Origin of the sequence: Paenibacillus sp. LX16 (assembly GCF_036252815.1) — a bacterium.
GTDB classification, from domain to species: Bacteria; Bacillota; Bacilli; order Paenibacillales; family Paenibacillaceae; genus Paenibacillus; species Paenibacillus polymyxa_B.
The window spans coordinates 1051802-1075567 of the sequence record NZ_CP141152.1 but is presented as its reverse complement, the minus strand read 5'-3'; the positions used below and the strand labels follow the sequence as shown (position 1 = coordinate 1075567).

General features: G+C 45.4%; 25 protein-coding genes. 4 read left to right on the top strand and 21 right to left on the bottom strand.

What is annotated here, in order from left to right; genetic code table 11:
* Window positions 1–112: 112 nt before the first annotated feature.
* From T3H97_RS04865 to T3H97_RS04845, 5 genes are all read right to left on the bottom strand, one after another.
* Window positions 113–718: a TetR/AcrR family transcriptional regulator gene (locus tag T3H97_RS04865; RefSeq protein ID WP_069291221.1), complete on the bottom strand. Its 606-nt coding sequence runs from the start codon at window positions 716–718 to the stop codon at window positions 113–115.
* Between the two features lie 6 nt (window positions 719–724).
* Window positions 725–1330 (bottom strand): VC0807 family protein, encoded by a 606-nt coding sequence (locus T3H97_RS04860; protein WP_328801856.1) that lies wholly within the window; start codon window positions 1328–1330, stop codon window positions 725–727.
* Window positions 1331–1754: 424 nt separating this feature from the next.
* The gene (locus tag T3H97_RS04855; protein ID WP_328801855.1) at window positions 1755–2507 is read right to left on the bottom strand and encodes an amino acid ABC transporter ATP-binding protein; all 753 of its coding nucleotides are present in this window, start codon (window positions 2505–2507) and stop codon (window positions 1755–1757) included.
* Window positions 2508–2522: 15 nt separating this feature from the next.
* A complete protein-coding gene (locus tag T3H97_RS04850) occupies window positions 2523–3182 on the bottom strand; it encodes an amino acid ABC transporter permease (RefSeq protein WP_328801854.1) in 660 nt (219 codons plus the stop codon).
* Window positions 3183–3222: 40 nt separating this feature from the next.
* Window positions 3223–3990 carry an amino acid ABC transporter substrate-binding protein gene (locus T3H97_RS04845; protein WP_328801853.1) on the bottom strand — a complete coding sequence of 256 codons (768 nt, stop codon included), beginning with the start codon at window positions 3988–3990 and terminating at the stop codon, window positions 3223–3225.
* 318 nt (window positions 3991–4308) lie between these two features.
* Here T3H97_RS04845 and T3H97_RS04840 point away from each other — a divergent pair, with 318 nt between their 5' ends.
* From T3H97_RS04840 to T3H97_RS04825, 4 genes are all read left to right on the top strand, one after another.
* A complete protein-coding gene (locus T3H97_RS04840) occupies window positions 4309–5235 on the top strand; it encodes an ABC transporter permease (protein WP_328801852.1) in 927 nt (308 codons plus the stop codon).
* A gap of 1 nt (window position 5236) precedes the next feature.
* Window positions 5237–6187 (top strand): ABC transporter permease, encoded by a 951-nt coding sequence (locus T3H97_RS04835; RefSeq protein ID WP_328801851.1) that lies wholly within the window; start codon window positions 5237–5239, stop codon window positions 6185–6187.
* A gap of 196 nt (window positions 6188–6383) precedes the next feature.
* Entirely contained in the window at window positions 6384–8027 is a 1644-nt protein-coding gene (locus tag T3H97_RS04830) for a peptide ABC transporter substrate-binding protein (protein ID WP_328801850.1), read from the top strand.
* Window positions 8027–8407, top strand: a complete 381-nt coding sequence (locus T3H97_RS04825; RefSeq protein ID WP_134903217.1) for a DUF3899 domain-containing protein — start codon at window positions 8027–8029, stop codon at window positions 8405–8407. Before T3H97_RS04830 ends, T3H97_RS04825 begins: the two co-directional genes overlap by 1 nt.
* Before the next feature lie 262 nt (window positions 8408–8669).
* Here T3H97_RS04825 and T3H97_RS04820 read toward each other — a convergent pair whose 3' ends face one another.
* The 16 genes from T3H97_RS04820 to T3H97_RS04745 form a co-directional block, all read right to left on the bottom strand.
* Window positions 8670–9215, bottom strand: a complete 546-nt coding sequence (locus tag T3H97_RS04820) for a hypothetical protein (protein WP_274484256.1) — start codon at window positions 9213–9215, stop codon at window positions 8670–8672.
* A 338-nt stretch (window positions 9216–9553) separates the two neighbouring features.
* On the bottom strand, window positions 9554–10654 hold the full coding sequence (locus T3H97_RS04815) for a toxic anion resistance protein (RefSeq protein WP_039272510.1): 1101 nt from the start codon (window positions 10652–10654) through the stop codon (window positions 9554–9556).
* 97 nt (window positions 10655–10751) lie between these two features.
* Window positions 10752–11432 carry a hypothetical protein gene (locus T3H97_RS04810; protein WP_328801849.1) on the bottom strand — a complete coding sequence of 227 codons (681 nt, stop codon included), beginning with the start codon at window positions 11430–11432 and terminating at the stop codon, window positions 10752–10754.
* 58 nt (window positions 11433–11490) lie between these two features.
* Window positions 11491–12522: an ATP-grasp domain-containing protein gene (locus T3H97_RS04805; RefSeq protein ID WP_328801848.1), complete on the bottom strand. Its 1032-nt coding sequence runs from the start codon at window positions 12520–12522 to the stop codon at window positions 11491–11493.
* Between the two features lie 17 nt (window positions 12523–12539).
* Entirely contained in the window at window positions 12540–13376 is an 837-nt protein-coding gene (locus tag T3H97_RS04800; RefSeq protein WP_103049748.1) for an HAD family hydrolase, read from the bottom strand.
* Window positions 13373–14524, bottom strand: a complete 1152-nt coding sequence (locus T3H97_RS04795; protein ID WP_328801847.1) for a cysteine protease StiP family protein — start codon at window positions 14522–14524, stop codon at window positions 13373–13375. Before T3H97_RS04795 ends, T3H97_RS04800 begins: the two co-directional genes overlap by 4 nt.
* Entirely contained in the window at window positions 14521–15867 is a 1347-nt protein-coding gene (locus T3H97_RS04790) for a phosphoribosyltransferase family protein (RefSeq protein ID WP_328802776.1), read from the bottom strand. The genes T3H97_RS04795 and T3H97_RS04790 overlap by 4 nt, the downstream gene beginning before the upstream one ends.
* Before the next feature lie 52 nt (window positions 15868–15919).
* Window positions 15920–17077 (bottom strand): HpcH/HpaI aldolase/citrate lyase family protein, encoded by a 1158-nt coding sequence (locus T3H97_RS04785; protein WP_258012602.1) that lies wholly within the window; start codon window positions 17075–17077, stop codon window positions 15920–15922.
* Window positions 17078–17274: 197 nt separating this feature from the next.
* Complete coding sequence (locus tag T3H97_RS04780) at window positions 17275–18009, bottom strand: TerC family protein (RefSeq protein WP_023987196.1); 735 nt, start codon at window positions 18007–18009, stop codon at window positions 17275–17277.
* Between the two features lie 26 nt (window positions 18010–18035).
* Window positions 18036–19301 carry a TerD family protein gene (locus T3H97_RS04775; RefSeq protein ID WP_328801846.1) on the bottom strand — a complete coding sequence of 422 codons (1266 nt, stop codon included), beginning with the start codon at window positions 19299–19301 and terminating at the stop codon, window positions 18036–18038.
* Between the two features lie 102 nt (window positions 19302–19403).
* Window positions 19404–19985, bottom strand: a complete 582-nt coding sequence (locus T3H97_RS04770; RefSeq protein ID WP_023987194.1) for a TerD family protein — start codon at window positions 19983–19985, stop codon at window positions 19404–19406.
* Window positions 19986–20017: 32 nt separating this feature from the next.
* Window positions 20018–20593: a TerD family protein gene (locus tag T3H97_RS04765; protein ID WP_025720839.1), complete on the bottom strand. Its 576-nt coding sequence runs from the start codon at window positions 20591–20593 to the stop codon at window positions 20018–20020.
* 46 nt (window positions 20594–20639) lie between these two features.
* Window positions 20640–21233 (bottom strand): TerD family protein, encoded by a 594-nt coding sequence (locus tag T3H97_RS04760; protein ID WP_272639979.1) that lies wholly within the window; start codon window positions 21231–21233, stop codon window positions 20640–20642.
* A gap of 28 nt (window positions 21234–21261) precedes the next feature.
* On the bottom strand, window positions 21262–21708 hold the full coding sequence (locus T3H97_RS04755; protein WP_013308968.1) for a tellurite resistance TerB family protein: 447 nt from the start codon (window positions 21706–21708) through the stop codon (window positions 21262–21264).
* 273 nt (window positions 21709–21981) lie between these two features.
* The gene (locus tag T3H97_RS04750; protein WP_328801845.1) at window positions 21982–22929 is read right to left on the bottom strand and encodes an ATP-grasp domain-containing protein; all 948 of its coding nucleotides are present in this window, start codon (window positions 22927–22929) and stop codon (window positions 21982–21984) included.
* Between the two features lie 58 nt (window positions 22930–22987).
* The gene (locus T3H97_RS04745) at window positions 22988–23536 is read right to left on the bottom strand and encodes a YcxB family protein (RefSeq protein WP_328801844.1); all 549 of its coding nucleotides are present in this window, start codon (window positions 23534–23536) and stop codon (window positions 22988–22990) included.
* Between the last annotated feature and the right edge of the window lie 230 nt (window positions 23537–23766).

Here is a 23766-nt window from a genome sequence, read left to right as displayed (position 1 = left end):
TCCGTTACGCATGCAGATTGTTCTTCCGATCGCTGTTATCCCTAGATTTTCCCTCAGTAAATATAAAATTAAAGGTAAAATCCAGGAATAACAAAACGAATGGAGGGGCTCCCTAGCCTCTGCCTGCGCCCAGCGCATTCATCAAGAACTCGTAAATTTCCAGTTCGTTGATTTTATCGCCATCTGTCACTATGTTATGCTGAACTTGCAGTCCGTTCTTGAACACGGTGAACATCCGAGCTGTCCTGTCCGCATCGATTGAAACAGGGATAGCTCCATTCTGCTGTCCGACTTCGATCCACGTTTTGGCAGTGAGGATAGATGCTTCATGATAACGTTTCAGAATGCCAGCCACGGCGGGCTTATCCTGTTGGCTGAGTAGATAGATAAAAATCAGGCTGGCAGCGCTGTCCCCACTACCGATGTTACGAAGCCGTTCAGTTAAGGTGTTAAGTGGGGACTTGATTCCTTCTGGTCCTGCGGGAGTCCGGGCAACAGATTCAAAAAAACGCTGATTGGTTTTCTCCATTCCCGCCTCCAGAATCATACCGAACAATTCATCTTTGCTTTTGACATAATGGTAAATGGCTCCTTTAGTCAGTCCGCTGCGATCCGCAATATCCTGTAGTGTCGTCGCCCGACAGCCTTTCTCCATAATCATCTTTTCGGCAATCTCAAGCAGCTTTTTTAGACTGTCGTTCATCGCTTTGTCTTGCATAATCTTTTACCTCCCGTTTGTCTGTCTTTTTATTCGTCTAATGAAGCTCATATTCCACCAAATCGTCAATCCAATAAGCCCATAGGTGAAGAATGGCGATACGACCAGAAAGGTCGGTATCGACATCGAATATACCAGCACTACTTTGATGAAGGCTTCCAGCAGCAGGCTGAACCCCCACACCGCCGTTATCAGGCGGAAGTTAAAGCGGTATCGCGGAAGTCCCTCCCATTTATCGTTCATCTGAGGATCATGGCCTGTAAATCTCTCGGCAAAATAATAAATCAATGGTCGGCCAAAAAACAGCGAGCCTAGAAACACCATTCCCATAATACCAGTTACATAAGACTCACGCAGCAAAATGAAGCGTTCATCGCCGCCCAAGAGAACGGCCACGACGCCAAGAATCAGGCCGAGAAAGATGAAACCGGAGAACGCATCCGCCTTGCACGTCCGTATAAGGCTGTAGAGCGAGTCGCATAGCGGTACGAGGGCAGCGATGGACAGAGCGATCAGACTGCTTGTGTGCGGAATTAACAAACGGTAAGCCAGATAAGGCAGTAAAATATTGATGATTAACGTAAAGATGATTTCGTTGCGAGATTTATTCATGGTCGATTCATCCTCTCATCGTTCAAAACCTACCTTCGGTAGGTATCTTTTATTTTACATACCTTCGGTAGGTATGTAAAGATTAAATAATCTCTATCCTCATAGCTGTTCCTATCATTCATTGCATTGTTACCATATGTAATCTTTAAGGCTTTCTACCCCTTGTTAAGTCAGCTTTTTCAGAGCTTACATTCTGTCTATATTTCCTCATGTTGCTACATGTTTCGCATACCCCACAACTACAAAAAGGGAGATGGCACTTGCCATCTCCCTTGCTTTTATTCTTCCCCATACTTCCTGCTTAAAAACATATTTCTTGCACAAGTGGTCGGTGAGCGAAGCGGGCAGAATTGTTCTGAAGAAGCTTGAGCGATCGGAAGAACAATCTGTACGCGCAGCGCCTTCCCTGAGAACAACTATATTTTTAAGCCTCTACCCGATTCAAAAACACCTTCGTCCGCTCCAGCTGCGGATTGCCAAAAATCTGCTCTGGTGTACCGGATTCTGCAATTTCTCCATTATCCATAAAAATGACACGATCCGCCACATCTCTCGCAAAGTTCATCTCGTGGGTCACGATGACCATCGTCATATGTTCCTCAGCCAGCTTTTTGATAACTCGCAGCACCTCGCCCGTCAGCTCGGGATCTAGGGCTGAGGTCGGTTCGTCAAACAGTAAAATATCAGGGTTCATCATCATTGCCCGGGCAATCGCCACACGTTGCTTCTGTCCTCCCGATAGTCGGGATGGATACGCATCTGCTTTATCTGCCAATCCGACTTTAGCCAGTAACTCAGCGCTTTGGCGACGTAGCTCAGCCTTGCTCACCTTTTTCACCAGCTTCGGAGCCAGCTCCAGGTTATCCTGCACCGTCAAGTGAGGGAACAGATTAAAATGCTGAAACACCATGCCCATACCGGTGGTAATGCCTTTAATGTCACCTGCCGGAGCGTACTGACCGTTTTCCACCAGTGCTTTATCATGAATGCGGATCGTCCCGCCCGTCACATCTTCCAGGTGTACCAAACTACGGAGCATGGTACTTTTTCCTGAACCTGAAGGACCGATGACGGCTACAACCTCGCCTGCTTTAACGTTAAAGCTCACTCTTTTCAGAACGTCGAGCTTGCCGAACGATTTTTTCAAATCGATAACTTCTATTGCATTAATATTCATATCCCGACATTCCTTTTACTCGAATTTAAAACGTTTTTCCAGCGCTCTGAAGAACAACGTCAGCACCAAAGCTAACAACAAATAAATAACCGCTGCTACAACATAAGGTACGATCGTAAAGTCACGGTTCACAGCCGTATTGGAAAAATGCAGCAGTTCCGGTACCGCTACTGCATACAGCAGTGCCGTATCTTTCACCAGTGTTGTCGCCTCATTGGTTACCGCGGGCAGAGCAATCCGTACCATTTGTGGCACAATGACTCTAATCAACGTCTGCGACTTGCTCAAGCCCAGCACTTGCGAAGCCTCGTATTGCCCTTTATCAATCGACAACATCCCGCCTCTAAAAATTTCTGCAAAATAAGCCGCATAATTCAGTACAAATGCCAGCACCGCAGCCGTTGTCCGATCCATTACCAGATACTCCCCAATGACAGGCAACATCGGCAGACCAAAACAAAAGAACAATAATTGCAGCAAAAGCGGCGTGCCGCGTATAACATAAATGTACGTATGCATTAGCCAGGCGATAGGCTTAATCCGGCTTTTTGCCAGTAACGTAACGATAAAACCCAGTGGAATAGACAAGATGAGCGTGATGAAAAATAAAATAACCGTCATCTGTGCCCCTTCAAGCATCGGCTTCATAATTCGTAAAATATACTCCATACTCATGACCTTCGACTCCTAAACCCTTAGTTCAATACACTACGTGTTAATTTAATACTTTATCTTCACCGAACCACTTTTTCGAAATTTCAGCAGCTTTTCCGTTCTTGTGCAGCTCATCCAAAGCGGATTGCAGCTGCGTCAACAGCTCTTCATTTCCTTTTTTCACACCGATGCCGTATTCCTCAGGGGCCAGTGCTTCATCAAGCAGCTTATACGTCCCTTGTTCCTTCGACATATAGTATTTGGCAACGACCTCATCAATGACAACCGCATCCAGACGTCCAGTTTTCAGATCCGTCAAAGCAAGAACATTATCCGGGAACTCGGACACTTGCTTTAATTTACCTTTGATCGGATTTGCATCCAATGCATCGGCTGCTGAGGACAGCGTTTGGAGACCCACGGTTTTGCCCGCCAGATCAGTCAGTTTGGAAAGACTAGAAGTAGCTGGAACGACAATCACCTGACTGTTTTTCAGATATGGCTTCGTGAACAGCACTTTTTCTTTACGCTCATCCGTAATGGTGTATCCATTCCAAATGAGATCAATACGTCCGCTGTTCAGCTCGGATTCTTTAGCAGACCAGTCAATTGGCTGGAATTCCACCTGTTTGCCCATTTGTTCCCCGGCCGCTTTCGCATAATCAATATCAAAGCCGGTCAGCTCGTTATTTTCATCTCTAAAGCCCATCGGGGCGAATTTATCATCAATTCCAATAATCAATTTACTGTCATCCTTACCGCCGGAACATCCGGCCAACACGATCATCATCAATCCAATTAACATCGTAAACATGGCTGCTTTTCTCATCTTATTCCCCTCCAACAATGGTGACCCCCGTATCCAAGAACAGGTGGCAAACACTTTAGTTCGTTAACACGTTATCAGAGTATCATCATAACACACCGCAGGATACTCGTCGAGAGGAATGAGCGGAATCTTAGCCTTATATAAATGGAAAACCTGTGACGAAAATTTGACCTGTGTTCTATAATGTAAAACCTTACCTTGACATGTCACCTAAACCGTCTTATTATTTCCTAGTATTCTTATATACTTTTATTTATTTTAAAATTTCAGCAGCCATAGTATGTAAATCAGCTTGATAGACAGGAGAAATAACGCCCCATGTACATTTTAAAGCGTCTTTTTACGATGTTCATTACGTTGTGGATTATCGTCACTTTAACGTTTATCATCATGCACATCATCCCAGGTGATCCGTTCTCGAATGATTCCAAAACGATTCCAGAAGCGGTATTACAGAACATGCGTGCCAGGTACAATCTGGACAAGCCACTCGCTGTGCAGTATGTGCTGTATCTAAAAAATCTGCTAGTGCTGGATATGGGCCCGTCTATTCAATCGAAAACGACGGACGTCAATATGCTCATCGCCCGAGGTTTTCCACCTTCTGCATTGCTGGGTATTCAATCCATCGTGGTCGCGATTATTGCCGGCATTTCGCTCGGAACGCTGGCTGCTCTACACCATAATCGACCACTGGATTATATCTCGATGTTTATCGCCATTGTTGGTATTTCCGTACCCAGCTTCATATTGGCACCGCTGCTAATCAAGTATGTTGCCGTCCAATGGCACCTGCTTCCGGTCGCATCATGGGGAACCTGGCAGCATACGGTACTTCCGTCGTTGGCTCTCGCGGTTTCACCGCTTGCCGTTATCGCCCGCTTTATGCGGACGAGTATGCTGGAAGTCATGCATGAGGAGTACATACGCACCGCCAAAGCGAAAGGGTTGTCCTCTTGGGCGGTAGTCCTTCGTCACGGATTACGCAATGCGTTGATTCCGGTGCTTTCCTTTATCGGGCCGCTATTCGCTTCCGTCATTACAGGTACCTTTGTCGCAGAAAAAATATTCGCCATTCCCGGCATCGGTAAATACTTCGTAGACAGTATCTTTAACCGGGATTATCCAGTCATTATGGGTACGACCATTTTCTACAGTGCCATTCTGGTCGTTACTTTATTTTTAATTGATATTTCCTATCGCCTTGTCGATCCACGAATCAAATTAGTCAGCAAAGGAGATTAACATGAAAGCAGCACCTACTGTCGAAAAAGACAGCCTGTTCAGTCTTGTAGATCGTAGCCAGATCCCCACCCCCACGTTGACCAGACCCAAAGAATCACCCTGGCGGGATCGGCTACGCAGACTTTTTAACAACAAGCTTGCTCTGTTGGGGCTTTCCCTACTCATCATTATTATTGTGCTGGCGATTGTTGGACCTTCCATGGTTCCCTATGCACCCAGTGATCAATCCCTTTTGAAAACGAATCTCTCTCCTTCGAAAGAGCATTGGTTTGGTACGGATGATCTGGGAAGAGACGTATGGGCACGGACATGGGCTGGAGCTAGAATCTCACTCATGATCGGCTTTGCCGCTGCCGCCATTGATTTGGTACTTGGTATTCTCGTCGGCTGCATTGCTGGCTATTGTGCTGGGCACGGCAAAATGGGCGACAGGATCGATAGCATTCTCATGCGTATTATTGAGATTTTGTATAGCATTCCTTATCTACTGGTCATCATTTTGCTGCTCGTCATTATGAAGCCAGGCCTGCTCACGATGATTATTGCATTATCTATTACTGGCTGGGTCGGTATGGCCCGTGTAGTACGTGGGCAAATCTTACAGCTGAAGCAGCAAGAATATGTGTTAGCAGCCCGTAGCTTGGGGACATCTCATTCGCGTATTATCTTCAGACATTTGCTACCAAACGCAGCGGCAATCATTATCGTGAATTTGACGTTCACTATTCCGTCAGCTATTTTTGCCGAATCGTTCCTGAGCTTTCTCGGTCTGGGGATTCAGTCTCCTTCGGCCAGCTGGGGGACGATGGCTAACGATTCACTTGGCGTTATTTTAAGCGGTCAATGGTGGCGCCTATTCTTCCCCGGGCTGATGATATCGCTCACCATGCTGGCGTTCAATACACTTGGAGACGGGCTTCAGGATGCACTTGACCCGCGCTCACAACATTAACAACAGAGAGATCCAAATTGGACAAGGAGGGGTGTCACCATGATCCGCAGCTTCTCGCCTAACCACAGGAAAAACGGCTGTTCCTTTATCGAAGTGCGCACACGCGGCATACCTGCGGGAAAGGAGGATGAATAAATCCCGGTACGGTGTACCTTATTTTTGGCATAACTAATCACAGTAATGGAGGAAAACCACGATGAAAAAAATGCATTGGATGACGATCATCCTACTTTTGGCCGTAACGGCTTTGGCTGGATGCTCTGGTACTACGGACAAAACAGCAAGCAACGACCCGTCCGCTGCGCCTCAAGCGGATATCCCGCAAGAAATTACTGCCAATCTGGCAGGTGGAGAGCCTTATACGCTGGACCCTGCTTTCGCATCAGATACAACGTCCTACTTTGTGATTGATAACTTGTACGAAGGGCTGTATACATACGATAAGGCCGGTAAAATCGTAGAAGGCGCTGCCAGCAAAGTAGATGTATCTCCTGACGGAAAAACCTACACCTTTACTATCCGTGACGGTGCAAAATGGTCGAATGGTGACACGCTGACAGCTAAGGATTTTGAATACTCCTGGAAACGGGTACTGAATCCGAAAACAGCTGCCTACGATCCTTCTGCCCTCTACTACATCAAAGGTGCCGAAGCGTACAACACAGGCAAAGGTAAAATTGAAGACGTGGGTGTTACAGCTAAAGATGATAAAACTCTTGTAGTTGAGCTGAAATCACCGCTAAGCTTCTTCCCAACGATCGCAGTGGGTCATGCTTATCTGCCAGTAAACCAATCGGTTGTTGAGAAAAATGACAAATGGGCAGCAGAAGCGGGCACAATTGTCGGCAACGGTGCGTATGTAGCCAAGGAATGGAAACATAACGAACAAATTACGCTGGCGAAAAACGATCAATTTTGGAACAAAGATGCCATTACAATGGCAACGATTAATTTTAAAATGGTCCAAGACTCCACAACTTATTATCAAATGTACAAAACGGGCGATCTGGATCTGATTTTGAGCCTTCCCGTAGATACCCTGGATCAGGAAAAGAGCAACAAGGAATTCCTGTCGCATCCATCTTTCAGTGTGTATACCTATTCTTTTAACGTAAAACAAAAGCCGTTTGACAATAAAAAAATCAGACAGGCCATCGCCTACGCGATTGACCGCGAAGCACTGGCTACCAGCGTAACCAAAGGTGGCGAAACTCCCGCTTACGGTTATGTTCCATACGGAACAACAACGCCATTCGGCAAGGACTTCCGTGACGAAGCACCGAAAAAATACTATGAGTTTGACGCTGCGAAAGCGAAACAATTGCTGGCCGAAGGTCTGAAAGAAGAAGGTTTGACACAGCTGCCACCGATCACCTTTAAATACAACACTTCTGACAAGCATAAAAAAGTAGCTGAAGCGATTCAGGAAATGCTGAAAACGAACTTGGGCGTTGCAGTGACGCTGGAGAATCAGGAATGGAAAACGTACATTGATACCTTTAAACAAAAGAACTTCCAGATCGCTCGTATGGGCTGGGAAGGAAACTTCCTGGATCCACTCGGCGTATTGGGGCATTATACTTCCAAAAATTCGAACAACTTTACCAACTGGAGCAACCCGGAGTATGACAAACTGATCGAATCCTCAACCTTTGAGCTTGATCCGGCTAAACGCTTTGAACAGCTCCATCAGGCGGAAGACGTATTGATGGAAGATCTGCCAATTATTCCGATCCAGTTCTCTGCGGACACCGCATTAATCAGCCCTAAGATTCAAGGTATCGTATTTGATGCTCGTTCGAACCCAGACCTGCGCTTTGCGAAACGGGTCGAAAAATAATGATTTTACGTTTCGGGCTCACTGCCCTGATTGTCGGTACTTTAGGATTTCTGTACGCCATCCCCCATCTCTTGTATGGTCGTGAAAACATGGCTACTGCAAATCTGCTATTCCTGTTGGGGTTGCTGGGCTTGGTGATCGGTGCAATCTTCCACGTTCTGCAAAGCGGTTTTCTAACCCTCTTCCTGCGGGGATTTGCCGACATCAGACAGTTGTTCATTCGTCAATCCAAGGCATTGCAGGAGGAAAATGAACGTTTGCGTTCCGATGAATCTCTGTCAGCCTGGAAAACATCCATGTTCCGCCACCTCAAGGTATATACTTCGGGGTGCGGGGCGGGGCTTATCCTTTGCTCGATGATATTAATGGGGATAAGTTAGTTAGGGCGTATGAAAGCTTTCTTGCGGTTGGTGGGCGCTACGCGTGCAGATTGTTCTTCCGATCGCTTCGCTTCTTCAGAACAATTCTGTCCGCTCCGCTGGCAATCGCCGTAGAGCTTCTATACGTTTTAGAGTAGGTGTAGGGGTGAAGCAGACCAGAGTAAATCACTTGGCCTTCCTTGCTTTGTAACTCAGGTACACAAAAAAGGTAGAGTTCCGTGGAGTTTATTCACGGGACTCTATCTTTTTTTATTCAATAAATCTACCATCTGCGTCGTTCGTCGCCTCTCAGGGGAAAGTCGCTCAATTCTCCGAGTTGGTCATGTGCAGCCTTATAAATACGGAGGATAGCTTGCACTTTGTTAAAATCATTGTCTTCCGGGCCGAATCCTTCCATATACATCTTTTGAATAATGTTTTGGAAGAAATCCATACGTTCGCGGACGGAATCCTGCTCGATTTGCAGTACCTCTTCAAAGCTGTGTGTCTCAGCAAAATCAGACAGCTCATCAAATTCCTGTTCCTGGTATCGTCCTCCCCGAGTTTCGGGATTGAGATCAATAGAGGTACGCAAGGTTGATAATAAAATATTTTCGCGTGCCAGCATGACATGAAAATCTTTGTTCTTAAACAGATCCGTAACGATCAGACGGCACATTTCCTTGTTCTGCAGCAGAATCCCGTCAAAAGGATGCAGCGTCCACACACCGTAGTTAAAAAATAAATTAAAATTGAAGCTGCTGCTTCCATACTGATATACAATGTTAATTTTCGATTCGTCGATGATTTCAAATGAAAATTCCAGCATGCATTCTCCTTTGGGATTCCAATATTTAACTCTATCCTATCAGAAAATGCATGATTTTCAATAAAAAATTTTATTTCACAGAATCATTTAACTCCAAAATTGAATCTGCTTTTTCGCTACTGGCAGCCACGAGTAAATAGACAATCACACACCCTAAAATAAAGGACATCATACGCTCGCTCTCTCCTTTTGTCATTCGCTTTTTAAGAGTTTATGCACGAGAATGCTATGTATGTTCATCATGTCCTTTATTGGCTGCTGCCAAACCAAAAAAAGACGCCTTTTGGAGTCACTCCGGCGTCTTTTTCATAGATTGGGTCTATTATTCTACATTGTTATCAGTTCAAAAACGAGCTTAGACCCTCAGAAGAATTGCTATCCTTCAGCGGTTTGGATGGTTCTTTCCCTTCAATCCCCAAACGTTGGCTCAGGTTGGCATTGATTGCTGTCATTTTACTTGTATAATCATGGCAGCTTTCAATAATCCGACGGTTTGATTTTTCAGACAGATCCAAAGCAGATACCAAATCCCCAATCGCCTGATTCACAGCCTCCAGTGACATAGAAGGCTTGCTAAGCAGATCTGTCGTTCTCTCGGTCGTCGTTTTGAGAAGCTTCGCATTTTCCTTGAATTGATCTTCAATCGTACGGTTGGTCGCATCGACGGCTGAAATAATTTTATCCTGATCCGCCAGCGCCATTGCGATCATAGCCGATACAGTGATCAGATTCGATGTTTTATCAATCGCATTATTTACAGAATCAATCAGTTTATCATTGTTATCATTAATAATATCGGTTGCTGCAATCGCCTGATTATATAACAAAATCATTTCAGTCATCGACTGCGTACGAGTAACCACCTTGCGCAATCCCCGCTCCAGATGAGGCTTGCGGTTTTCATTTTCCGGCTTGGCAATCTCGGTCTCAAACAGTTCTTTCAAGCGATTACCAAAGGCAATCTTCGTCTGTAAATTGTAGATTTCTTCAATGGAAGCCTTCTTCAACTGTCTCATGCTGACGATGTTTTCTTCCAGATTATCCTTACCATCTCTCAAGGCAGTAATGATTTTCTCGATGTTCGTCTTCACCGACTGATACTTGTAAATGTAGTTTTTTAACGGGCTTTTACGCAGAAGCTTGCCAAAAAAACTCACATTTTTGCTCTGCTGGAGCGTTTCGCATTCATCACGCAGCTTTAAGATCATATTGGATACCTCAGCCCGATCGCCGGACATGAGGTCGTTTACCGGACGATCCAGCATTTTAAGGGTCTGCCCCGCACGTTCCTGCGTTTTAACCCCCAGCTTACCGATATCATCCATTAAGGTATCCAAGCTCATGACATCGCTTTGTGATACCTTCTGAATCAGCTGTGAAGCCTCCTCAGTCACCTTTTGTTCATCTTCTTTTTTCAATTCAGCCCATGGGGTCGCCATACGCTACCTCCTATTCTGAAAACAACTGTCACCCAAGTCTAATCGTTGTTATTCAGAGCAGCTATTCAGCTGTTTTTTTATTTTCTCAAAAAATCGCCTACAATTCGGAACTGCTATATCGCTGGTGAATAAGCTCCGCTTTGCTCTGTAATTCCAGCAGATCCTTATGCTCCATCGTGGACACAATTACTGATATTTTGCTGTCCACATCCCGTAATCCGTTTAATAACGTCCTCCGGTTGGTTCGCTTTGCATCGCCGCTGAGCCGAAGAAACGGATTAATCAGTCCGTTCAAATCCTTCAAAATCAATCTCCGAACCGTATGATTCACTTCGCTGTTGTTCAGTTCATGCAGAAGTGGAATGACCCGCTGCAATCGTGCAAATAGAGCCAGCGCCTTCTCGACAATCTCGTTATCAAGCGCATCCTTCTGTCCCTCGGAGATCACCATATCCTCCAGTACCTCCAAATACTCCATCACCTGAGCAAATTCACTGCTCACCTGATCTGGTTGACGTACTTGTCCTGTCATAGACTCGGGTCGAACGGCAGCTTCCTTTTCATGCTGCTGTGTCTCACCGACCTGCTCCTGCACCACCGGAATCACGGAACCGGTCAGATTGGGGCGAGGATGGCGAACAGCCATGAGGGCGCTGTATCCTCCCAAACCAATGATCGGAATCGCCAAACACACAAACAATGGCAACCAAAAACTTAGTAAAAGCGCAATCAGGTAGCTAACCACAGCAATCGTGGCACCCCACATTTTTGACGTCATAGCTTGTACCTCCTGACGTAAACCCTTACCATATTGTAGAAAACAATATTTGTGTGTGTCAATGTACGGATTTACGTATGGTGATTGGCTGCTCGATATGACTGGCTAAAATGTCGTATTGCGGATGAAGTGAACCGATCTCATGACCCAAAGCCGATTTCACCGCTAGATAAGGAAAATTGATACCGGACAAACATGATACATGAAGTCCTCCGGACATCCGCGGATTGATCTCTAACAACTTGGCATGCTCGCCGTTATATTTTATCTGAATGTTATAATTGTACGGAATGTGATACGCCTCAGCGACCTTCTGTGCCACCTCCAACAGCTCGGAATGCTGCTCCAGCAGCCGTAATCGTCCTCCTGCCTTCCTACGCGGAACTGCCGCTAGCAGCTTTCCGTTCCGATCGGCCAGACAGTCAATACTGTATTCGTATCCCTCCAGCAGCTCCATCACCATCAGATTGGGAAATGATTCTGTGGATGACAATACGCGGTGTGCTTCCTCGAACGAAATATGATTCAGCGCATGGCCGAACAGTTCCTCCAGCGGATTACGTTCATTGTCGATGATACGAAAGCCCATTCCGCCTTCTGCATTACATGGCTTGAAGCATACCTTATGTCCAAGTGCTATTAACGACTCATAAGCCTGTTTAAACTGCTCGGCATTGCTGGCAATGGCATAATCGGGAATCGTGACAATATTCTTTTGACGAATGGATTCATAAAACAGATCCTTTTCCATCAGTTGCTCCAGCAGTTCGGTATCTTGGCATACCATTACTTTTGTCCCAATATCGTCGAACAAATAAAGATGCTTGCTAATATCGAGCATATTCCACCGTGGGATAAAGACATCAATTCCGTGCCGCCTGCAAAAATCAGCGCAAAACCGTGCGTACTCCACACCACTGGTGCGAGGCTCTACTTCAGCTACATCACTGGCCTGTAACGCCATATGCTGCGGATCAGAGTGCGTCGCATAGATCTCGAACGGAATACCGTCCTCATTGTTTCGAATAGCATTCATATAATGATACGCCACTGAAAACCAACGGTTAAAATACACTTTGACCTTCTTCACAGAGCCACGTCCCCTATCTATTCTGAAAATGAAGTTTGAGCTGCGAACACACTCCGGTGTATCTCATGAACATACGCCATGATTTCGTCCGCTGCATAAACTCCCGACACTTCTGTAAAACGGTAATTGACCTCCAGCTTATCCCGCAGCTGTTCCCGATACAATTCACCATGACGCGGAGCAATCGCATAATCGGCATAGTCCAGCAGACAACGGTCCAGCAAAGAGTCACCGGACGCAACCACAGCCCCTCCATTCGTGAGATTACGGATGTGCTCCACGGCTGCCTGTTTATTCACCGCCGCAGGTACCAGATACACCTTACGACCTTGAATGGATACCTCCCAGCCCATTTCACGCATGATTCGCGCCTTCTCCAGCACCTGTTCCAGCGGCATACGATCCCGTTCAATCATGAAAGCATAGAATAACTCGTCGCAAAAGCGTTCGTTTACCACCCAGTCTTCATGCAGCACCTGTCCGAACACCTGACGTGCTTCTTCCGCATGAGCACCATCACGGCGTACTTGTTCATGAATACGCCGATTCCACTCTCGATCCACCTCACCTCCGACGATGATGTTTCCACCATTACTCGTCACGGCATATGCGGGAACCAACTCCGTCTGAAACACGGTGATTCGTCTATACTGTTCTATCGTCCGAGTCGTCACGGGCATAAACATCACATCTTCAGGCAGTGTCTTTAGCAATTGCAGGGCTTGTTCAGAAATAAAAGCCGACGTCGCCCCGTCTATCTGTTCCGCAGGCAACAGACCAGGGGACTCCAGCGGTACGCCAAGCGAACGCATGGAGTAAATCAGTGTCTGATCTAGATCACTTGCGTAGATCATTCTTGTCCCCCCTTGAGCGGCTTGATAATTCCACAGCAGGAATAAGTCAATCCTTCAAATACCTCTACAGGCACTCCTCGATCCTTTGCCAACAGCATAATATGCTGAAGATTCGGATTATCTTCGCGGTCAATCAGAATTTTCCACGGCACTCTACGCAGCAGTACACGAGTCGTCTCCCCCACTCCGGGCTTGACCAGATTGATATCCCGAATACCAAATGCCTGCTGAATCGCCTCAATATCCCGTAAGCCCTGCCATGTCACCGCAGGCGGATTCAATGTCATTTGTTCAGCATATGCAACAGCCGTTTCAGCCACGTCTTGAAAGTACCCGGATACCGTATCCACAAACGTATTGGACTGATCCACTGACCGCCAGGATTCATAAAATTTGGCCCCATGGAAATCGTCAGGGCCTATAAGATCGTCGCGCAATACCGTCCGACTCATCAAACCTGATACTGTCGAATTCAGACAAGCACTTGGGATCAAATAATCTTCTCGTGTACCAAAGGTTTCTGAACATCTGCCCGGATCGGCCAGCACCGCCAGATCATCATTTAGACGCAACCCGTAATCCGCGTTCATCTCACGGCAGGCCTCGATCAACACCTGGCGAATCGCCCCTTTCCCCGTCCAGCCATCGACAAACTGAAGTTCAATTCCCAGGCCATGCTGCTGTAAAATGTATAAAATCGCATTCCGGTCAATGCCTTTGCCACGAATAATAGAAATGCTGTAATGCGGCAAGGATACGCCATACTTCCAGTCAATATAACGCTTGATCAGGATACCAATGGGCGTTCCTGCTCTGGCAAGAGAAACAATCGCCGTGTTCAGGCCTCTTTTTCTCACAATCATCTCAGCCACAGAAGCTGCCGCTAATGCAACCTTTTTGGCAGATTGGGCAAGCGTTTCGTGAAACAATGCAATATACTCTGCTGTAGGCTCGTATTCTACTGGCAGCATTTCTGAATAATGGACTCCCGACTGAATCGCCTCTTCACGATCCTCCGTCCCTTTTTCCAACGTAACCCGGCTCAAATCCTTCAATAAAAAAGTGACATCCGAGGCAGGATAACTGCCCAGCGGTTCGGGCGGATGAATGTTCTTCTGCTGTATTTGCTCCATGAGTGCTTGCTTCATATCCGCGCTCCTTTACTCTCCTGTCTAGTTAAACCGTTAAAATAAACGACATGCACTTTATCGCAGCCCAGACGGGTCAAAGCCTCCAGCATGGGGTTCATCCGCTCTGGGTCCGACTCCCTTTCCATCAAAACGAATATTTCGTCATACTGACCGGGGTCTACATTATAAATAAAATTGCGTACCGTACTGTCCTCAGGCGAAGGATATGTCACGCCACAAGCGACGCCATACCCTTCTTCTCGGTGGGGATACACCGGGCTGCGTGTCGTCGATTGAAAATACACATCCGGGCCTAACTCTGCTGCAATCCGCATTGGAATGTACATGAATTCTCCCGTGCCCATAACCAGCGTGCGTTGCCCAGAACGAAGTTGGTTCAGTCGTTCAGCTGTACGCGTGATTTCTGCATCCAAGGCTGAATTGTCAGCGGATTGTAGACCAAAACGGCCTGTATATTTCAGATAAGGAGCTGTATTGGCGTACCCGTCTGTTGACATGGAGCTGTGCACTACCCGTTCAAAGCCGGAAGTATCCTTTTCAAAACGGTGGTCAATTACTCCAGAAGCGTCTTTATTAACCTCTGCCATGCTAGTGGCTGCATGTTCTGAGTGCCCAGCCTGTCCGGCATATTCTGCGTGATCCAGGATCGGTACTCCCTGTACCTCAATCTTTCCTTTGAGCAAGCTTAAAGGCGTAATCGTAATGCCTAGCTCTGCCTCCAGATCAGTGAAAGCCTGCTCATCGCTGTCTGTTCGCCAATCTAATAACGAAGCAATCACATACTGTTTACGCGGAAAATGCTCCTGAATATCCCGTATGATATTAAGCGTTGTTTTCCCCGTCGTAATTTCATCATCTACCAGCACAATCGGGCCATCACCCGCAAAAGCACCTTCATCCAGTGCATAGCAACGATGATCAACAGCGTGCGAATGCTCTTCTTCAAACCGAATAATCGGCCGAAGGCCCGGAATATCCTCGCGCGTCGTATGAATATACGAGGCTCCGTCGTCAAACAGCCGATACATGCTGTGTCCCAGTGCTGTAGCCGTCTCGGCAAAACCAACAAACTTGATCGGCTCCGTAAATGCAAAAGCTAAACGTTCATCCATCAGCTTTCGGTAGGCCTCTTTCGCATAGTCCGGGTCAAGAAGTCCTCTCACGGCCTCTCCTATCAGTTCGTCCATCTGTTGTCCCGCTTGTGGGACAAGCTCCTTATATAGTAGAATCGCCAGCGCCGCACCACTGAGTAGAGAAGTGTATGGGTTTACCGGAATATGCTTGCCCAGCACTTTACTGACAAATAAAAACGAACGCTTTTTATTGACCCGTGCCGCCATCGCAAACAGCTTGTCCACAGGAAGGCGGAATGGATTATGTGTCTCCGTAATTTTAACGCTGAACTGCTCCAGGATTGGCAGCAGATGTGTTTTCGTGGTTGGGTAAGAGACTGACAAAATGTTGTTGTTCATGTAACACCCCGTATACTTTTGATCTATTGATAATACGATAAGCCCAATTCAAATGCGGCTTAATTTCATTCATTTTGTTGGCATAGGTACTTTTGAATACACCCAGACTACCGTCGTTACGCTCAACAATTTCAAGTGCATCCATATACTCTTCATGTGTCACCGCATACATGGCTTGTACCGGTTTAATATGGGAGGGATGAATAATTGTTTTGCCAATAATCCCATTCTCTTTGTCCATCATGACTTCTCGAATCAGTCCATCTACGGCATCTGAGATGAAGTCCATCCGCAAGTGTCGTCCCGGCTTTCCAAGTGTATCTTCGAAAGGAGACACTCTTAATTGAGGTTTAAAGACACGTTCTCGGTGAGAGAAATATTCCCATACAGGACCGGAAATGACATAATTTGAGCCCACGCGTCCAAACAAGTTAATAATATCTGCGATGCAATCCCGAATGACGGCAATTTCATAAATCGTAATATCCGGGCTGCGTCTCAGTCCATATAGGCTTGAGAAATCAGTTGCCCCAATTCGTACATTGAGCACATATTCCTGGTACTCGTCTAAAATTTCTTTAATCGACAGTAGCTCTTTCCAGCGGGATTCCCGATAAATGATTTTGGAGCTTTCAAGAATCGGTAACCCGTACAGCACAGGCATGTTGTTTTCGTTTCCTGCCCCTGTATGCATACTCCGGTTATATTCTGCAATGAGTGCAAAATACGCTCGTCCATTATCAGAAGAGAACTTGGGTAAGACAAAGCCCGTGAGCAGCGACAAAGATTCACCCAAACCGTTCAGTAGTCGTTCCAACTGCTCCACAGAGCGCACACGCACAAATAACAAAGGTAATTGCTGTTCACTCATCATCCCCGTCCGTACATAGGACAATAGTTGAAACAGCTGCTGCGCCAGCGATTGTTCCGCCTGCCCGACCTGCTGATCCCCTATAGCATCCTCCAAATCTAAAATGACCGTTGTTAGCCCTTCATGTTTTCCATTTTTGATCTCTTCCGCTACTTCCGAGCGGGTCGCTGGCATATACAAAGCCGCTCCTATCGCATAAGCCAATATACTTTTGGGAGAACGGTTATGAAACTCCGATGGTGGAGTATAAAAGATCGCTTCTACTTCCTCAGAGGTTAAATCATTAAAATATTTCAGGGCTCTTCCCCTCCTCTTACTCTTTCTTGCCTGACTGAAGCCCTGTGCTTCGGGTATAAAAGAAATCCCCCCTTAGTTTCAGGAGGGATTTCGCTATACTTTGTACATTAAGCCTCTTTGTCGGCCTTTTTCTTTCTTTTCGCCGAGCTGATAACCATTGTGCCTACAAAGACAGCAATCAAAATGCCGAAGAATAAAACCTGCGACATATGAAAGCCAAAAGCAGCAGCCAGCATTTTACCCCCGATAATGGCGATCATAATAAAGGCTGTCTGTTCCAGTTCCGGAAATTTATCAATGAGCTTGAGGAACACTTGAGCAACACCACGCATCATCAGAACGCCGAGAATACCACCCAGGAATAGAACCCACACTTTCTCGCTCACACCGAAAGCGGCAATGACGCTGTCAATACTGAAGGCAATATCCATCAGTTCGACCATTAATACGGTTTTCCAAAAAGAAGTAGGTTTGTTTTTCACTTCTCCATCACCTTCGGACTTGAATAAGCCCTTATAAGCGATATAGAGCAGATAAGCCGCACCCAGTACCTTAATCAGGGTGAACTTAATCAGGAATGTACCCAAGCCGATAGCCAGAAACCTGAATATATACGCACCCAAAATCCCGTAAAATAAGGCTCTCTTCTGTTGTTCCTTAGGTAAGTGTTTAACCATAACTGCGAGAACCAAGGCGTTATCCGCCGATAAAAGTCCTTCCAGCAAAATGAGAGTTCCTATAATCCCCCAACTCACTGGATCAGTAAGCGTAGCTACAACATCACTCCATGAAAAGAAATGGCCGTAGTTTTCGCTGATATTTTTAAACAAATCATTCAACATGAAAAGAGTGCCTCCGATAATTCAATTTATTTGCTACCCTGCGACCAGCGCATGCCCCAGTTATAGGCCCGATCCAACTCACGATGACCGCCATAGAACTGCACGAGTCTTTCAATGCTGAACGTTTCATCGTTTACATTTTGGATCATAGCAATCGCACACATCCCTTTGCGATTGTCATGTTCATTCATGTGAACGATAATGTCAGGCCCATCCTTCTGGTACAGCGTAACTACCCCGTCCGCTTGTGACCAGTTCGTGACTCCTTCATAGATGAAGGTGAACACCAAAATTCGTTTAATTTCAGAAATTTTAGCACCATTAATGCGAAGATTTTCTCCTGTTTTCACAGAGCCCGTACGATCGTCGCCATCCAGAGCAATGTACGGGAAGCGATTTAGAGAACCGAAAACTTCCCCGAGCGCCTGCACAACGCCTTTATCTCCGTTCTTCATCTCATACAAGCAGCCCAGATCCAGATCGACACCCTTGGAACCGCGATTGAAAAAGCCCTTGCTTTGCTGCACCTGATTCCAGTTTAGATTGATCAGGATTTCACCCAATCCGCCTGAGCCTTTTTTCAGGTTGATAGTGTCGCCCTTCTTCTTCAGCTCAATTTTCCGCAGATTCAGATTCACCGGTGTTGCAGATGGCTCTGGCTTCGGAGCAGGTGGTACTGGTGGTGGTGTTGGTGCTGGTCGAGGCGCTGGTGGTGGTGTAGGCACTGGCGTGGGAGGAGCCGGATTATTTTCCACTTCAATCCCAAAATTAACGCACAACGCATCCAATCCACCGGAAAAGCCTGCGCCAATCGCATTGAATTTCCATTCCCCGTTATGGCGGTACAGTTCACCAATGACAATCGCCGTTTCCACTGTAAATCCACTGTCCAAGTTAAACCGCAAAACCTCTCCGCTAACCGGATGAGCAAAACGAATGAACCCACCTTGAACCTGTCCAAAATTTTGCCGTTTCTGATCCGCATCATAAATCGTCAGCGTAAACGCAATCTTCTCGATGTTTGCAGGAATTCGTGTCAGATCAAGGGCAAATTGCTTTTTGTCATCGGACTGTTGTCCGTCTGAATAGGTGATAAAGGGCGTGGTCGGATTGTTATAAAAAATTAAGTCCTCATCGCCCGATACTTTTCCTCCAGGACCCAGCAAAAATGCCGAAGTATCCAGCTCCAGAGACGCTGGGGACTCCCAGCCAATCCCTACGTTGACATGGGTCAGGCCCGGATTTGTTTTCGTCAAATCCGCCTTCTGTCCCTTTACTACGATAACAGCCATGATTGTGTCACCTTTCTGTCCGTTTGTCATGTGTCAGCGTACGCTAATGTAATAGCTTAAAAAGAAAGGGTAGCGCCCTATGGACACCACCCCAAGTGGATATTATTGAGCGTCCAAGCCATAGTTTTTAGCGAGCGCACCCAATCCACCAGCAAAGCCACTACCGATAGCCTGGAATTTCCAGTCCGCATTCTGACGGTAAAATTCACAGAATACGACGGCCGTTTCGGTGGAGAAATCTTCTCCCAAATCGTAGCGTAGCACTTCACGATCTGTTGCCGCATCTACCACACGTACAAAAGCATTGGATACTTGCCCAAAGTTTTGCGCGCGTGCCTCGTAATCATAAATGGTAACCGTGATCCCGATACGGTGGATGTTCGCAGGAATCTTCGAGAAATCAACGATGATTTGCTCGTCATCCCCATCGCCCTCACCTGTGCGGTTATCGCCCGTATGAGTAACCGATCCTGCTCCGCCTGTCGGGTTGTTGTAAAATACAAAATCATCCGCTGCTTTGGCTTTACCGTCTTCATAAAGTAGGAAAGCCGAAGCATCCAGGTCAAAGTCCGCGCCACCACTATATTTATTCGTATCCCATCCAAGACCTACAACGACACGAGTCAAGCCAGGATTCGTTTTGGTCAGATCAATACGTTGTCCTTTGGAAAGGCTAATGGTCATTCCGCATACCCGCTTTCGTTGTATAGATTTTTTTATGCCAAACCGTAATCGCGCGTCAATCCTGCAAGACCATCTTGGTAGCCGCTACCAATGGCATTGAACTTCCACTCACCGCTATGACGATACAGTTCGCCTACAACAACGCCTGTTTCGATCGAGAAATCTTCTCCCAGATCAAAGCGGACCAATTCTTCATTGTTTGCTTCGTTTACGATACGAGCATAAGCACGGGACACTTGTCCAAAGTTTTGGCTGCGTTCTTGTGCTTCATAGATTGTAATCGTAAAAGCGATCTTTTCAACGTTAGCTGGCACGCTGCCCAGATCAATTTTAATTTGCTCGTCATCTCCGTCGCCGTCACCTGTGCGGTTATCCCCTGTATGAACGACAGAACCGTTCTCATTTTGTGGGTTATTAAAAAAGACAAAGTTCTTATCGGATTCTACTTTACCTTCCGCATTAGCCAAAAATACGGATACGTCCAGGTCAAAATCTTTACCGCCATCGTATTTGTTTGTGTCCCAACCGAGACCAACCATAATTTTGGACAAACCTGGATTTGTTTTCGTCAAATCAATTTTTTGACCTTTGGATAAGTTAATTGCCATGAGTAAGAACCCCTTTTCACATTAAGTTTTGTATGAGTAACTAAAATTACATATAACGCTGAGCCAGCACATCAATATGTACGGCATGGGTTCCTTCACCAATTGCAGCAAACTTCCATTCGTTGTTATGACGATAGAGTTCTCCACATACCAGTGCGGTCAGCCCTTCATAATTATCAGATAAATTAAACGTAACCAGCTCCTTGGAATTAGCACCGTCCAGAATGCGGATATACGCCTTCTCGATCATGCCGAAATCCTGTTTCCGGTTTACGCAATCATATATATTCACAACAACAAGCACTTTGTCGACATTGGCAGGAATACGTGCCAGGTCAATCGCAATTTGTTCATCATCACCGTTGCCTTGTCCGGTCAGATTATCACCGGAATGAACGACTGAGCCGCATGGGCTTTTTTTATTATGGAAACACACTACGTTATCTGACTGAGTCAGTTTCCCGTTTGCGTCCAGCAAAATGGCAGAAGCATCACAATCAATGTTCGGTTGCTTCTTGATGCCAAAAAATCCTTTGGACTGCACTGGGTCCCATCCCAATCCAGCTATAACCTTGGTTAGTCCTGTGTTGCCTTTGGTCAAATCAATTTTCTGGCCCTTGACCAGATTAATTACAGCCACTGATTAACACACCTCCCTTCCGTAAAATTTACAGACTAAATTCAGACGGATTCAAACCAAGCGCGCCACAAATTTCAGCCACAATTCGCTGTTCATTGGCATCAAAGTCACCGTCAGCTGCACCAATGGCACTACATACGCCAACAACGAGTCGGCCTACTTCAGGCTTGCCATTCAATTTACCAATCGCCTTCAGTGCTTCCTGTTTACCGATTTGAGGTGAAAATTCAAAGTTCGCTACATAGTGATTGAAACGGTTGATGACCTCACCCATATCAAACACTTTCAATTCTTCACTGATATTTATGTATCCGGCCATTTTTGTTTTCTCTTCCGGACTAATCGTACCGTCAGCAAATGCTACTAATGCACAGCCTGCAACAACAGCTTCCATAAAATCTTTATTCTTAAACTTCTTAACTTGGTCTCCAAGTCCTTTTTTAGTTGTATTCAACCAATTTTTAAATGTACTCATGGTTACCTCCACAATTACGTATTTGAGTAAAATGCATCCTAGTTAATTTCTTCCTTTACTATAACCTGAATTACGATCTTTTTCTACAATAATATACAAAAATACGGTAAATACGATCTATTTATTATTGGTATCCTCTCTATCTTTAGCCCTATTTTCTACATAAAAGGCCCTCTTCTATCATCCATCATTTGGTACCCCAATTGCAAGTCTGTGAAATGGTAGAGTTCATAGAAAGGCACAGCCTTCCAATTCAACAGAAGCACTGTGCCTTTACCATAATCCACGGTTCACCACCGCTTTTTTTAAATTGGTATAGAACGCTTCAAGATCCGTGTGCTCAGGCAGTCCCGAAACTTGTCCATCTCCTAATTCTATAATAATCCATTGCCCTGCTTGTGTACGAGCAATATCCATTGTGAAAAACGGACTTTGGATTTGACGTGCAATCTGAATAAATTCATTCAGATCTGTAGGAACTGTTTCATATGCCGCCTCATCCCAGTAATTAACCGTAAAAACAGGCTCTCCGAACATAAAGAAAAGACGATATTCTTTAGACAAGGGCATACCACTTTTGGGATGAAGGGTAAGAAATTCTAAAGGTACGAACTCCCTTAACACAATTCCTCCATTCAATTCCTTTCCCTGAAGTTCAACAAAACGACGAATCACACGTTCCACATGCACCTGATCAGACGCATCTGGGATATAACAAGCGTCCAGCCAATCATGTTTCCGTGATTTAACGAAATCCTTGACCATTATTGCTGTCTTTCCAAAAGGCATGACCGCCTTTCGAATATACTCCGCATCCAATTGGTCCCGCTCCAGCCATACACTTCGAGGCGTAAAGTTTTGAATTAACGAGTATGAATCAGGAAAATAATGACAATTCCTATAACTCTCAGCACTTGTCAGCATCCTGATTCGATCGGCCTCCAAGGCTGCAGTCCAAGCATCATACACTTTGGGCCTTAACATCCATCCTCGGTATAGCGCGTTCACGTACTCGTTTCCCTGTTTAGCAACATACTCTCGCATATTCTTAGAAACAATATATGGGTTAGACCCTGATTCTCCCCGTTCATCCTCAATCAGATTATCGAAATTGACCAACCCTGTATCAAAACCAAGACTCCGTGCAACCTCGCACTCTTCACGGTAATCCATATCCACATTTTTAGAATTCAGAGGATCGCTACAAAATAGAAGATACATATGAGTTCCTCCTTTTAACAACCGTATTAGGCATCAATTAAATTTACTAGAAATACAATCATTTTCTATTTAATTTGCTCATCTTGTCTATAAATTTATAATCCCATCTCTCTGATCCGATCTGGGTTTTCAACATTTCTTTGAATTGTCGGCCCTCCAGTCTACTAGAAAAAACCCGTTTGGGAATCAATATAAACTTATGATCAGGCAACAATATATAAAAGGCAGTCAGCGTATTAATGCCCCCCTTTACTTCATCCCAGTTGTAACCCGCAGAGTACGTAAAATGAAGCCCCTCCTTTGAAAACTCATAATCTTTTTCAATAGGCCATTGTGGGTGATTTAGGTAGTTAGCTTTCACTTCTTTAATAGTAAAGAAAGGAATAATTACAAAAACTAAGAATGGAAAGAAGAACATCGCTATCGTATTAGGATCTACTTCATTATCTACTATAAGCTTGTATGTAGCCATAATGACCAACAGAAACTGGATTGATGCCATCAACTTAAGCCCAGTAGACTTCTGATACTTCAAACAAAAATTAAATAACATGATATCTTTCAATGTTAGCCTGTACTTGTACAGTAATGTCTCTGATTGTTGCATATAGTAACTCCTCTCCCTATGCTGGCTCTTTTTTTCATTTACTATTTCTCCCTCTAAAACTAGTACTTTAATCTTTTTCGAATATTCATTTAAAATAACTTGAATATGTATTCTATCTATTTAATATATCGGAATTCAGAAAAAATTGGTAAACAAAAAAATCTACAGACTTCTTCAGCTAGCGAGTTTACGGTTTCCACCTGCCGCTCACCTGTTCCAGAAAAAAAGAC